The sequence below is a fragment of the Pseudomonas sp. WC2 genome (assembly GCF_050586545.1).
In the GTDB taxonomy this organism is placed as follows: domain Bacteria; phylum Pseudomonadota; class Gammaproteobacteria; order Pseudomonadales; family Pseudomonadaceae; genus Aquipseudomonas.
This window is the reverse complement of record NZ_JBOBDR010000010.1, coordinates 130,931-144,135: the sequence shown is the minus strand read 5'-3', so window position 1 is coordinate 144,135 and position 13,205 is coordinate 130,931. Positions and strand designations below refer to the sequence as shown.

Genomic DNA, 13,205 nt, shown 5'->3' with positions numbered 1-13,205 from the left:
TCAACCTAAATTAGCGCCCGTTGCCGGGCGCCGGGATTACAGTTTCTTGGCTTTCTCGATCGCTTCTTCGATGCCGCCAACCATGTAGAACGCTTGTTCTGGCAGGTGGTCGTAGTCACCGTTGAGGATGCCTTTGAAGCCAGCAATGGTGTCTTTCAGGGAAACGTATTTACCCGAAGCACCGGTGAAGACTTCAGCCACGAAGAACGGCTGCGACAAGAAGCGCTGGATCTTACGAGCACGGTTTACCAACTGCTTGTCGGCTTCCGACAGCTCGTCCATACCCAGGATCGCGATGATGTCCTTCAGCTCTTTGTAACGTTGCAGAACGTACTGAACGCCGCGAGCGGTGTCGTAGTGGTCCTGGCCGATTACGTTCGGGTCCAGCTGGCGCGAAGTCGAATCCAGTGGATCTACTGCCGGGTAGATACCCAGGGAAGCGATGTCACGGGACAGAACGACGGTGGCGTCCAAGTGGGCGAAGGTGGTCGCTGGCGACGGGTCGGTCAAGTCATCCGCAGGTACGTATACCGCTTGGATCGAAGTGATCGAACCTTCCTTGGTCGAAGTGATACGTTCTTGCAGAACGCCCATCTCTTCAGCCAGGGTCGGCTGGTAACCTACTGCCGAAGGCATACGGCCCAGCAGTGCGGATACTTCAGTACCGGCCAGGGTGTAACGATAGATGTTGTCCACGAACAGCAGAACGTCGTTACCTTCGTCACGGAACTTCTCGGCCATGGTCAGGCCAGTCAGTGCTACGCGCAGACGGTTGCCCGGCGGCTCGTTCATCTGACCGTAAACCAGTGCCACTTTGTCCAGAACGTTGGAGTCCTTCATCTCGTGGTAGAAGTCGTTACCCTCACGAGTACGCTCCCCCACACCGGCGAACACGGAATAACCGCTGTGCTCGATGGCGATGTTACGGATCAGTTCCATCATGTTTACGGTTTTGCCTACACCGGCACCACCGAACAGACCGACTTTACCGCCTTTGGCAAACGGGCAAACCAGGTCGATAACCTTGATGCCGGTTTCCAGCAGGTCGTTGCCGCCTGCTTGCTCAGCGAACGAAGGTGCTGGGCGGTGAATGCCCCAACGCTCTTCGGTGTCGATCGGGCCAGCTTCGTCGATCGGGTTACCGAGGACGTCCATGATCCGGCCCAGGGTCGCTTTACCGACCGGTACGGAGATGGCTGCGCCAGAGTCGGTAACTTCCAGACCGCGCTTCAAGCCCTCGGTGGAACCCATCGCAATGGTGCGAACCACGCCGTCGCCCAGCTGTTGCTGAACTTCCAGAGTGGTTTCAGCCGCGCTCACTACTTTCAGCGCGTTGTAGATGCTCGGTACGCTGTCGCGTGGAAATTCCACGTCGATAACGGCGCCGATGATTTGAACGATACGTCCGCTACTCATAGCTGGATCCTCTGAATATTTGAACCGTTAAACCGCGGCAGCGCCGCCGACGATTTCCGAGATCTCTTGGGTGATCGCAGCCTGACGCGCCTTGTTGTAGATCAGCTGCAAATCGCTGATCAAATCACCGGCGTTGTCGGTAGCGTTCTTCATCGCGATCATCCGCGCAGCTTGTTCAGCCGCGTTGTTCTCGACCACCGCCTGGTAGACCTGCGACTCAACGTAGCGGACCATCAAGCCGTCAAGCAGCTCTTTGGCATCCGGTTCGTAGAGATAGTCCCAGTGGTGCTTGAGATCCTGATCCGGGGTGGCCACCAGTGGAATCAACTGCTCCACGGTAGGCTGTTGCGTCATGGTGTTGATGAACTTGTTGGACACCACGGACAGGCGGTCAATACGGCCGTCCAGGTAGGCATCCAGCATCACCTTGACGCTGCCGATCAGATCATTGATCGACGGCTCTTCACCCAGGTGGCTGATAGCTGCAACGACGTTACCGCCGAAGTTGCGGAAAAAGGCCGCACCCTTGCTACCAACGACACACAGATCAATCTCGACGCCGTTTTCGCGGTTTACCGCCATGTCCTTGACCAGGGCCTTGAACAGGTTGGTATTCAAGCCGCCGCACAAACCACGGTCACTGCTCACCACGACATAACCCACACGCTTGATAGCGCGCTCGATCATGAACGGGTGGCGGTATTCCGGGTTGGCGTTGGCCAGATGCCCAATAACCTGGCGGATACGCTCCGCATAAGGACGGCTAGCAGCCATGCGCATTTGTGCCTTGCGCATTTTGCTGACCGCCACTTTTTCCATGGCGCTGGTAATCTTTTGCGTGCTTTTGATGCTCGCAATCTTACTGCGAATCTCTTTTGCGCCTGCCATGTAACACCTATCAGGTTAGCAAGCGGGAGCCTCGCGGCTCCCGCTGCGGCTTACCAGGTTTGGGTGGCCTTGAACTTCTCGATACCGGCTTTCATGCCAGCGTCGATTTCGTCATTGAAGTCACCTTTAACGTTGATCTTGGCCATCAAATCGGCGTGATCGCGGTTGAAGAAAGCAATCAGCGCTTGTTCGAAGCTGCCGATCTTGGCGATTTCAATGTCAGTCAGGAACCCACGCTCAGCGGCATACAGCGACAGCGCCATGTCAGCGATCGACATTGGTGCGTATTGCTTCTGCTTCATCAGCTCGGTAACGCGCTGACCATGCTCAAGTTGCTTACGGGTCGCTTCGTCCAGGTCAGAAGCGAACTGGGCGAATGCCGCCAGTTCACGGTACTGAGCCAGAGCGGTACGGATACCACCGGACAGCTTCTTGATGATCTTGGTCTGAGCGGCACCACCCACACGGGATACCGAAACACCGGCGTTCACTGCAGGACGGATGCCCGAGTTGAACATGGCCGACTCCAGGAAGATCTGACCGTCGGTGATGGAAATCACGTTGGTCGGAACGAACGCGGAAACGTCGCCAGCCTGGGTTTCGATGATCGGCAGTGCGGTCAGGGAACCGGTTTTGCCGGTCACTGCGCCGTTGGTGAACTTCTCTACGTATTCTTCCGAAACGCGGGATGCGCGCTCCAGCAGACGGGAGTGGAGATAGAACACGTCGCCTGGGTAAGCTTCACGGCCTGGTGGACGGCGCAGCAGCAGGGAAATCTGGCGGTAAGCCACTGCTTGCTTGGACAGATCGTCATAAACGATCAGCGCGTCTTCACCGCGGTCGCGGAAGAATTCACCCATGGTGCAACCGGAGTACGGTGCCAGGAATTGCAGCGCAGGAGATTCCGAAGCACTGGCAGCCACGATGATCGTGTTGGCCAGAGCGCCGTTTTCTTCCAGCTTGCGAACCACGTTAGCGATGGTCGATTGTTTCTGACCGATCGCTACGTAGACGCAGAAAATGCCGCTGTCTTTCTGGTTGATGATCGCGTCGATCGCCAGAGCGGTTTTACCGATCTGACGGTCACCGATGATCAGCTCACGCTGGCCACGGCCGACAGGGATCATGGCATCGACAGCCTTGTAGCCAGTCTGTACAGGCTGGTCTACCGACTTACGCCAGATCACGCCCGGAGCAACTTTCTCGACCGCGTCGGTCTCGGTGTTGCCCAGTGGACCTTTGCCGTCAACAGGGTTACCCAGTGCGTCGACTACGCGACCCAGCAGTTCCTTACCAACCGGAACTTCGAGGATGCGGCCGGTGCACTTGGCGCTCATGCCTTCAGCCAGAGACTGGTAAGCGCCCAATACAACGGCACCTACGGAGTCTTGCTCCAGGTTGAGGGCCATACCGTAGACGCCGCCCGGAAACTCGATCATCTCGCCGTACATTACGTCGGCCAGACCGTGAATCCGCACGATGCCGTCAGATACGCTGACGACAGTGCCTTCGTTACGGGCTTGGGAGGTCACATCGAGCTTGTCGATGCGGCCCTTGATAATTTCACTTATTTCGGAAGGATTGAGTTGCTGCATTGCTCTGCTGCCCCTTCAAACTCAAGATTTCAATGCTTCGGCAAGTTTCGCGATTTTTCCGCGAATCGAGCCATCGATAACCAGGTCGCCGGCGCGGATCACGACACCACCAATCAAGGCAGCGTCCTCCGCAACTTGCAGGCGCACTTCCCGGTTGAGTCGTGCACTGAGAACCTTGGCGAGTTTGTCTTGCTGTTCTTGGTTCAATGCAAAAGCACTGGTCACTTCAACGTCTACCGATTTCTCTTGTTCGGCCTTGTACAGGTCGAAAAGAGCGGCAATCTCCGGCAGAAGCGGGAGACGGTCGTTTTCGGCAACGACATTGATGAAGTTCTGTGCCTTGGCATCAAACTTGTCGCCGCACACGTCAATAAACGTGGCGGCCTTTTCTGCGCTCGTCAGTCGCGGGGCCTTGAGCACGCGCTGCATGGTGTCATCTTGTGACACCGCTGCAGCCAGGCCGAGCATGGCTGACCAATTGGCCAGTTGCTGGTGGGCCTGAGCGTGCTCGAAGGCCGCCTTAGCGTAAGGTCGGGCCAACGTGGTCAGTTCTGCCATGATCGCCCTCGCTTAGATTTCAGCAGCCAGTTGGTTAACCAGCTCTGCGTGCGCGTTTTGATCGATTGTGGCACCCAGGATCTTCTCGGCGCCGCCGACAGCCAGCAAACCCACTTGGGCGCGCAGCTTGTCTTTGACACTGTTCAGTTCCTGTTCGATCTCGGCTTGAGCCTGAACCTTCACACGGTCAGCGTCGACACGGGCCTTTTCAACGGCCTCTTCGACAATCTGGTTACCGCGTTTCTTGGCTTGCTCGATGATTTCAGCTGCCTGAGCTTTCGCTTCGCGCAGTTGCTGACCCGCTTTTTCTTGGGCCAACTCCAGGTCGCGAGCTGCACGGCTGGCAGCGTCCAGACCATCAGCGATCTTCTTTTGACGTTCGTGCAGAGCAGCGATGACCGGAGGCCATACATACTTCATGCAGAACAATACAAAAATCAGGAACGCAACGGACTGGCCAATCAGGGTCGCATTAATGTTCACGCCAACACCTCGCAGTTACGTTGTCCATCACACCAAATTACCCGGAATATCCGAGTAATTAGCCAGCGATCTGACCAACGAACGGGTTCGCGAAGGTGAAGAACAGCGCGATACCAACACCGATCATGGTTACGGCGTCGAGCAGACCGGCAACGATGAACATTTTAACTTGCAGCATTGGAACCATTTCTGGCTGACGCGCTGCGCCTTCCAGGAACTTGCCGCCCAGCAGGCCGAAACCAATTGCGGTACCCAGTGCGCCCAGGCCGATCAACAGTGCAACAGCGATAGCGGTTAGACCAACTACAGTTTCCATCTTTCCTCCCGACTTTTACGTCGTATGGTTTAGGTTTTTTAGATTAAAGCGGTAAAACAAATCGTTTCAGGTGCCCTGTGAAGAGCCCCTTCCCGTTTGACCGGGAAGGACATCAGACTAGTCGAGACTGGTCTTAATGGTTTTCTTCGTGCGCCATCGACAGGTAGACGATGGTCAGCATCATGAAGATGAACGCCTGCAGGGTGATGATCAGGATGTGGAACACAGCCCACGCCCACTGCAGAACAACGCCCAGGCCGCTCAGCCAGAGCAGGCCGCTGCCGAACATCACAGCGATCAGAATGAACACCAGCTCACCGGCATACATGTTGCCGAACAGACGCAGAGCCAGAGAGATCGGTTTGGCGATCAGGGTCACGAATTCCAGCAGGAAGTTCACCGGGATCAGCAGGGCTTGAACGAAGATGTTCTTGCTGCCGAACGGGTGCAGGGTCAGTTCGCCGATGAAGCCGCCGATGCCCTTGACCTTGATGCTGTAGAAAATGATCAGCGCGAAAACCGACAACGCCATGCCCAGTGTCGCGTTCGGGTCGGTGGTCGACACGGCGCGGAACGGGATGTGGTGATCACCGGTGATCAGGATGGCCAGCTGAGGAATCCAGTCGACCGGGATCAGGTCGACGGCGTTCATCAGGAACACCCAGACGAAGATGGTCAGTGCCAGCGGTGCAATCACCGGGCTACGGCCATGGAAGCTGTCTTTCACGCTGCCATCGACGAATTCGACCAATACTTCAACGAAGTTCTGCAAAGCACCCGGCTGACCCGAGGTCGCTTTCTTTGCCGCCATGCGGAAAAGAAAAACGAAGATCAGACCCAACGCGACCGACCAGCCGAGGGTATCGACGTGGAAAGCCCAGAAGCCCATTTCTTTGGCTTCTGCTGCGGTATGGGCAAAGCCCCAGCCGCCGTTAGGTAGCTGACCGAAGGTCAGGTTCTGCAAGTGGTGCTGGATATAGCCCGAAGCGGTTGTTTCTGCCATGGTTGCCTCAAACGCCCTAAGGTCTCGAAAGTCTTGTTCTCATCAGCAGGGGAGCGAACCAGCTGACCGACTGAGTCAGCACGAACACGCCGAATACAGCAATCGGCGCCAATGGCTTCACACCTGCAAACACCAGCGCAAAAAGCACTGCTGTCAAAATCAGTTTGCCTGCCTCGCCGGCATAAAATGACCGGACGATGGACTGGGCTGCTCGGGCGCCGGAAAACCGAAATGCCTTGTGAGCGAAATAAACATTGGGCAGCAAGGCTATCAGGCCTCCGCAAAGTCCCGAGTATCCGGCAACGACTCCATGCCATTGCCAGAGCGCCAAAGCGGCAATGAGCAAAATGACAAATTGAGCCATTAACACCGGAAAAACTGCCAGGCGATGGAACGGCAGGCGGTTTGGCTTGCGGGTTTCCATCACTATTGCTCTCCAATGGTCGGCTGCCAGAATTCAATAACTTGGCATAATTTGTGCCGACAAAATGCGCGCAGAGTATAGGGGCGGTTCTGCCCCTATTCAACTGTCAGGTAGTGATTTCCGACTGCGCGCTACATGAGGAAATGTTTCAGCGGATGTGTGCGAGCACACCTTGGAGCTCATCGAGAGAGTTGTAACCGATCACCAACTGACCCTTTCCCTTCTTGCCATGGCGAATCTGCACCGCAGAGCCTAGGCGCTCGGCCAGACGCTGTTCGAGGCGGGCGATATCCGGGTCGGGGTTGGTCGCTTCAACTGGCTCCGGTTTGCCACTCAACCACTGGCGAACCAGTGCCTCAGTTTGGCGCACGGTGAGGCCGCGTGCGACAACATGTCGCGCCCCTTCCACCTGCTGATTGTCCGGCAGACCGAGCAAAGCACGGGCATGACCCATCTCCAGGTCGCCGTGGGACAGCATGGTCTTGATGACTTCAGGCAACGCAATCAGACGCAACAGGTTGGCCACAGTGACGCGGGACTTGCCCACAGCCTCGGCAACCTGTTGCTGAGTCAGCTGGAATTCCTGCTGCAAACGCTGCAGGGCCACCGCTTCTTCGATCGGATTGAGGTCTTCACGCTGGATGTTCTCGATCAGTGCAATGGCGATCGCGGTTTCATCCGGCACATCGCGGACCATCGCCGGGATGGTTTCCTGCCCGGCCTGCTGGCTTGCGCGCCAGCGGCGTTCACCGGCGATGATCTCGAAGCGGCCACCACCAATCGGGCGCACCACGATCGGTTGCATCACGCCTTGCGCCTTGATCGACGCGGCCAGTTCTTCCAGCGCCTGCGGATCCATGTCCCGGCGCGGCTGGTATTTACCGCGCTGCAGCAGGTCCAGCGGCAAGTGTTGCAATTCACGGGTGTCAGCTTGCGCGGCTTGTTCTTCCAGCGCGCTGACGGTCGGACCACTCAGCAGTGCATCCAGTCCACGTCCGAGACCTCGTTTCTTGACGGCCATGGGGATTCCTTAAGTTGCCTGAGCGGCGGCGATGCGTGAATTTTTGCGCTGACGGCGAACCATCTCGCCGGCCAGGGCCAGATAAGCCAAGGCGCCGCGCGATTGCTTGTCGTAGGCCAGCGCCGGCATGCCGTAGCTCGGCGCTTCGGCCAGACGGATGTTGCGCGGGATCACCGTATCGTAAAGCTGATCGCCGAAGTGCTCCTTGAGCTGCGCCGATACATCGTTCATCAGGCTCAGGCGCGGGTCGTACATGGTCCGCAGCAGGCCTTCGACTTTCAGGTTCGGGTTCAGCAGTTCAGCGATGCGCTTGATGTTATCCACAAGGTCGCTCAAGCCTTCGAGCGCAAAGTACTCGCACTGCATGGGGATAATCACCCCATCAGCGGCGACCAGTGCGTTCAGCGTGAGCATCGACAACGACGGCGGGCAGTCGATCAAAATGTAATCGTAGTTTTCACGGATCGGCGCCAGCGCGCTGCGCAGACGGCTTTCCTTCATCTGCATTTCCAGCAGCACCACTTCGGCCGCGGTCAAATCGCGGTTGGCCGGCAGCAGTTGATAACCGCCGTGCTCCGAATAGTGCATGGCCTCGGCCAGATCGCATTCGCCGATCAGCAGGTCGTAGACCGAGTTTTCCAGGCCGTGTTTATCCACACCGCTACCCATGGTGGCGTTGCCCTGTGGATCGAGATCGATCAACAGCACCCGGCGCTTGGTCGCGACCAGCGATGCTGCGAGGTTGATGCAGGTGGTGGTCTTGCCCACACCACCCTTTTGGTTCGCTATCGCGAATACCTTAGCCATTCTTGCTTGTGTTCCCAATCATGCCGTGCGGCGCAGTATCAGCAGATGGCGTTGGCCTTGGCAACCGGGTACGGCCAGGGCGTGTTCGCTATCGAGTTTGAAGTCTGCCGGCAATGCTACCAGCTCATCGGCCGGATGAACGCCCTTCATTGCCAGCCAGCGTGTATCGGCATCGCCGAGGTGGCGAGTCCAATTGGTGAAGTTTTCCATGCTGCTGAACGCCCGGGAAATGATCCCGTTGAACGGCTGCGCAGGCTGGAACGCTTCGACACGACTGTGGATAACTTGCAGGTTATCCAGTTTGAGTTCGAGTTTGACCTGAGTCAGGAAGCGGGTTTTCTTGCCGTTGCTGTCCAGACAGGTCACTTGCGAGTCCGGGAACAGGATCGCCAACGGGATCCCCGGCATGCCGCCGCCGCTGCCGACGTCGAGCCAGCGACCGTTTTCGATGAACGACATCACGCTCAAACTATCGAGCAAGTGGCGAGAAACCATTTCGTCCGGATCGCGCACGGCAGTCAGGTTGTAGGCCTGGTTCCATTTGATCAACAGGGCCAGATAGCCCAGCAGCAATTCGTGCTGGGCTTCAGTGAGATTGACACCGAGCTCGCGGGCTCCTGTGGATAACTCTTCGGCGTGTTGCGAAGTGACCTTAGAACTCAAGCGCTTTGCTCCAACTGACGGCCCGCGCCGCGTTTTTTCAAATGAATCATCAACAGCGAAATCGCTGCCGGGGTCACGCCCGGAATCCGCGAAGCCTGGCCCAGCGTCTCTGGTCGAGTCGCGCCGAGCTTGCTCTGGATCTCCTTGGAGAGACCGGAAATATTGGTGTAATCGATATCCACAGGCAATTTCGTGTCTTCACTGGCGCGCAGACGGGCGATTTCGTCCTGTTGACGGTCGATGTAACCGGCGTATTTGGTCTTGATTTCAACCTGCTCGGCGACCTGTGGATCTTCGGCGCCGTTGCCGGTCACTTCGACCAGACCAGCGTAGTCGATTTCCGGACGACTCAAGAGGTTGAGCAAGTTGTATTCGTGGGTCAGCGGCGTGCCGAATTTTTCGGCAATCGCATCGCCCTGCTGCGTGTTCGGGCGAACCCAGGTGCTTTTCAGGCGCTGCTCTTCCAGCTCGATACTTTCGCGCTTCTTGCAGAAGGCCGCCCAACGCGCGTCATCGACCAGACCGAGCTCGCGACCTTTTTCGGTCAGACGCAGGTCGGCGTTGTCCTCGCGCAGAATCAGGCGGTACTCGGCACGGGACGTGAACATGCGGTACGGCTCTTGGGTACCGAGGGTGATCAGGTCATCGACCAATACACCGATGTACGCTTCATCGCGACGCGGGCACCAGGCTTCTTTGCCCTTGGCGCGCAATGCGGCGTTAGCGCCAGCGAGCAAACCTTGAGCGCCGGCTTCTTCGTAACCGGTGGTGCCGTTGATTTGCCCGGCGAAGAACAGACCGCCAATGACTTTGGTTTCCAGGCTGTACTTCAGGTCGCGCGGATCAAAGTAGTCGTACTCGATTGCATAACCCGGACGCACGATGTGCGCGTTTTCCATGCCGCGAATCGATTGCACGATCTGCAATTGCACGTCGAACGGCAAGCTTGTGGATATCCCGTTCGGGTACAGCTCATGGGTGGTCAAACCTTCCGGTTCGATAAACACCTGATGGCTTTCCTTGTCGGCAAAGCGGTGGATCTTGTCTTCGATCGACGGGCAATAACGCGGGCCGATGCCCTCGATTTCACCGGCAGCGGAATACATCGGCGAACGATCGAGGTTCGCGGCAATGATTTCGTGGGTGCGGGCGTTCGTGTGAGTAATCCAGCAGCTGACCTGGCGTGGATGCTGTTCCTTGTTGCCCATGAACGACATCACCGGGATCGGCGTATCGCCCGGTTGCTCGGTCATCACCGAGAAATCCACAGACTTGCCATCGATACGCGGCGGTGTGCCGGTTTTCAGGCGACCGACACGCAGTGGCATTTCACGCAGACGGTGAGCCAGGGCAATTGACGGCGGATCACCGGCGCGACCGCCGGAAAAATTCTGCAAACCGATGTGGATAAGTCCGCCGAGGAACGTACCGGTGGTCAACACCACGGAATCAGCGAAGAAACGCAGACCCATTTGCGTGACAACACCACGGACTTGTTCCTGCTCAACGATCAGGTCATCAGCGGCCTGTTGAAATATCCACAGGTTCGGCTGGTTTTCCAGAATTTCGCGGACAGCGGCTTTGTACAGAATGCGGTCGGCCTGAGCGCGAGTTGCACGTACGGCAGGGCCTTTACGGCTGTTCAACACGCGGAACTGGATGCCGCCCAGATCTGTGGCCGTGGCCATCGCGCCGCCGAGGGCATCGATTTCCTTGACCAGATGGCTTTTGCCGATGCCACCGATCGCCGGGTTGCAACTCATGGCACCGAGGGTTTCCACGTTATGCGTCAGCAACAGGGTTTTTGCCCCCATACGTGCTGAGGCCAGTGCTGCCTCGGTACCGGCATGACCGCCGCCGATGACGATCACTTCAAAACGGGAAGGGAAATCCACCACGCACCTCGTGCCTGCTTAAGTAGGTAATTCAGGAATAGTTTGAGATCAGGTTTTTTAACCTGGTCGACAAGTATAGGGACTTCGCCCTTCCTAAAGAACCCTCTGCACAAAATTTAACCAGCTGTGGAGAACTCGAGGTTAAAAGAATAAAAAAGAGAGAAATTTATAAAACCTTTGTTTTTATGTTTATTTCTACTGAGGCGACTTTCTGTGGATAGATCGCTACAGGCCTTTATATTCAATATGTACAGAGATCCAAAACCCTGTGACCATGTGCCAATGAGCGCCTTGGATAACCGGTTTAAGCCTGTGGATTAAAGGGGTGGTTATCCACAGAGGGGGTTATGTCCAGTTTTCAGGCCCTGTTATCAACTGCCCTTAGTGGCAGTTATTCACAGGGCTTAATCCACAGAAAATCGATAAAACGGCGTTTTCGAGGCGCAAAAAAAATGGCCAACAAGAGTTCGCTGGCGACAGAGAAGGCGATGGAGGGGAGTGCGAGGCTATTGTGAGAGAACGTAACAGGGGCTAATAATAGGCATTATCATTAACTCGCCCACTTTTCCTATGTCCCTACCCGCTCACACTGCTGCGATTGAGCAAATCTACGAGCAACACCATTCGTGGCTCTATGGATGGCTGAAAGGGAAGCTGCATGACGCCTGCGATGCAGCCGATGTGGCGCATGACACGTTTGTGCGGATTCTGGCGGCGCGTAATGCCGCACAGATTCGTGAGCCACGGGATTACCTGGCAACCATTGCACGCGGTCTTGTCATCGATCGTTATAAAAGGCAGGCCATCGAAGTTGCCTATTTGCAGACCTTGGCGGCGCGACCGGAAGCCACCGCCATCAGCGAGGAAGACAAGGCGCTGATCATCGAAACCCTGGTCGCTGTGGATAAAGCCTTGGCCGGTCTCGGTGCCAGGAGCCAACAGATTTTCAAGCTGTCGCAGATCGATGGCCTGACTTATCAACAGATTGCTTCGCAGTTAAAGGTTTCACTGACCACCGTGAAGAAGCACATGATCCGCGCCCTGACGGAATGTGCCCTGACCATGGCGCAACGTTGATGGCCATCGCCCCCAATCGCCAGATTTTCGAAACCGCCGCCAGTTGGTACGTGCAGTTTCAGGCTGAGCCGCCGACTCTCGCCGAACAGAAAGCCTGGCAGCTGTGGATAGATAGCGATCCAGCGAATCTGGCGGCCTGGAATCAGATGGAACAATTGCAGCGCCACCTCGGCACGCTGCCGCAAGATCTGAAACGTCGCGCGTTGAATAACGGTCAGCAACGTCGCCAAGTGCTGAAATTGTTGCTGCTCGCTGCGGGGACAGGGTTTGTAGGTTGGAATGTTCAGCAACACACTTCCTTGGGAAATATCTTGGCCGACTATAAAACCGGCGTTGGCCAGCGTCGCAACATCACATTGGCGGATGGCAGCCAGATTCAACTCAACACCGACACTGCCATTGATGTGTCTTTCGACCCGGCACAGCGGCTGATTCGCCTGCGCTCGGGCGAGATCCTGATTAAAACCGGCAAGCTTGGCGATCAACGGCCCTTTTTTGTCGAAACCCGGGATGGCCGGATACAAGCGTTGGGCACCCGTTTCTCCGTCCACCAGCTATCGGACTCTACCCGTGTTGGAGTGCTGGAGGACCGGGTCAGTGTTCAGCCCGGTGATACTTCAACGGCCGCAACAATCTTGCAGGCAGGCGAAGGTGCTGATTTTGATCGTCAGCACATAGGCCTCATTCATCCGTTCAAACCCTCGGAAGTGGCGTGGATCAACGGCCAATTGATCGTTCTCGATGCACGCTTGGGCGATGTGATTGAAGAATTGGGCCGTTATCGCAGCGGCGTTTTGCATTGCGACGCGCGAGCCCGGGAGCTTCGGGTCTCCGGGACATTCCGCCTCAACTCCACCGATGCAGTCCTGGCCAATCTTCAGGCATCGCTGCCGATCAACGTGCGTTATTTCACCCGTTACTGGGTCTCGATCAGCCACAACGCTTGAACGAAATTTCACCTGGGGAAAATAAATCGACAATCGGGTTATCTTTTTTTGCCCTGACCCGGCCCTACAGGTAATCGCGATATACGCGGCTCTTTGCCACCTTCAGGGCTTA

The 13,205-nt window shown here is 56.6% G+C and carries 14 protein-coding genes; 2 read left to right on the top strand and 12 right to left on the bottom strand.

Going from position 1 to position 13,205, the window contains the following annotated elements:
* Positions 1–36 precede the first annotated feature (36 nt).
* The 12 genes from atpD to mnmG form a co-directional block, all read right to left on the bottom strand.
* Positions 37–1,416 (bottom strand): F0F1 ATP synthase subunit beta, encoded by a 1,380-nt coding sequence (gene atpD / locus ACQ4OE_RS14475; RefSeq protein ID WP_007911961.1) that lies wholly within the window; start codon positions 1,414–1,416, stop codon positions 37–39.
* Positions 1,417–1,443: 27 nt separating this feature from the next.
* Positions 1,444–2,304 (bottom strand): F0F1 ATP synthase subunit gamma, encoded by an 861-nt coding sequence (atpG, locus tag ACQ4OE_RS14470; protein ID WP_122593026.1) that lies wholly within the window; start codon positions 2,302–2,304, stop codon positions 1,444–1,446.
* A gap of 50 nt (positions 2,305–2,354) precedes the next feature.
* Complete coding sequence (gene atpA / locus ACQ4OE_RS14465; RefSeq protein WP_016984064.1) at positions 2,355–3,899, bottom strand: F0F1 ATP synthase subunit alpha; 1,545 nt, start codon at positions 3,897–3,899, stop codon at positions 2,355–2,357.
* Positions 3,900–3,920: 21 nt separating this feature from the next.
* The gene (locus ACQ4OE_RS14460) at positions 3,921–4,457 is read right to left on the bottom strand and encodes a F0F1 ATP synthase subunit delta (protein ID WP_007911956.1); all 537 of its coding nucleotides are present in this window, start codon (positions 4,455–4,457) and stop codon (positions 3,921–3,923) included.
* A 12-nt stretch (positions 4,458–4,469) separates the two neighbouring features.
* Complete coding sequence (locus ACQ4OE_RS14455) at positions 4,470–4,940, bottom strand: F0F1 ATP synthase subunit B (RefSeq protein WP_003229781.1); 471 nt, start codon at positions 4,938–4,940, stop codon at positions 4,470–4,472.
* 58 nt (positions 4,941–4,998) lie between these two features.
* Positions 4,999–5,256 carry a F0F1 ATP synthase subunit C gene (gene atpE / locus ACQ4OE_RS14450; protein ID WP_003097235.1) on the bottom strand — a complete coding sequence of 86 codons (258 nt, stop codon included), beginning with the start codon at positions 5,254–5,256 and terminating at the stop codon, positions 4,999–5,001.
* A gap of 133 nt (positions 5,257–5,389) precedes the next feature.
* On the bottom strand, positions 5,390–6,259 hold the full coding sequence (atpB, locus tag ACQ4OE_RS14445) for a F0F1 ATP synthase subunit A (protein ID WP_008084413.1): 870 nt from the start codon (positions 6,257–6,259) through the stop codon (positions 5,390–5,392).
* Positions 6,260–6,275: 16 nt separating this feature from the next.
* Positions 6,276–6,683, bottom strand: coding sequence for a F0F1 ATP synthase subunit I (locus tag ACQ4OE_RS14440; protein ID WP_008084411.1), 408 nt, complete (start codon positions 6,681–6,683; stop codon positions 6,276–6,278).
* Between the two features lie 148 nt (positions 6,684–6,831).
* Entirely contained in the window at positions 6,832–7,704 is an 873-nt protein-coding gene (locus tag ACQ4OE_RS14435) for a ParB/RepB/Spo0J family partition protein (protein ID WP_430947011.1), read from the bottom strand.
* A 9-nt stretch (positions 7,705–7,713) separates the two neighbouring features.
* Positions 7,714–8,511, bottom strand: coding sequence for a ParA family protein (locus ACQ4OE_RS14430; RefSeq protein WP_122593028.1), 798 nt, complete (start codon positions 8,509–8,511; stop codon positions 7,714–7,716).
* 18 nt (positions 8,512–8,529) lie between these two features.
* The gene (gene rsmG, locus ACQ4OE_RS14425; RefSeq protein ID WP_122593030.1) at positions 8,530–9,174 is read right to left on the bottom strand and encodes a 16S rRNA (guanine(527)-N(7))-methyltransferase RsmG; all 645 of its coding nucleotides are present in this window, start codon (positions 9,172–9,174) and stop codon (positions 8,530–8,532) included.
* Positions 9,171–11,069 carry a tRNA uridine-5-carboxymethylaminomethyl(34) synthesis enzyme MnmG gene (mnmG, locus tag ACQ4OE_RS14420; RefSeq protein ID WP_008084400.1) on the bottom strand — a complete coding sequence of 633 codons (1,899 nt, stop codon included), beginning with the start codon at positions 11,067–11,069 and terminating at the stop codon, positions 9,171–9,173. Before mnmG ends, rsmG begins: the two co-directional genes overlap by 4 nt.
* A gap of 570 nt (positions 11,070–11,639) precedes the next feature.
* Between mnmG and ACQ4OE_RS14415 the strand changes: the two genes are divergently transcribed.
* Together ACQ4OE_RS14415 and ACQ4OE_RS14410 are read left to right on the top strand one after the other, a co-directional pair.
* Entirely contained in the window at positions 11,640–12,146 is a 507-nt protein-coding gene (locus ACQ4OE_RS14415) for a sigma-70 family RNA polymerase sigma factor (protein WP_430947010.1), read from the top strand.
* Positions 12,146–13,093 (top strand): FecR domain-containing protein, encoded by a 948-nt coding sequence (locus ACQ4OE_RS14410; RefSeq protein ID WP_430947009.1) that lies wholly within the window; start codon positions 12,146–12,148, stop codon positions 13,091–13,093. Before ACQ4OE_RS14415 ends, ACQ4OE_RS14410 begins: the two co-directional genes overlap by 1 nt.
* Positions 13,094–13,205: the final 112 nt, after the last annotated feature.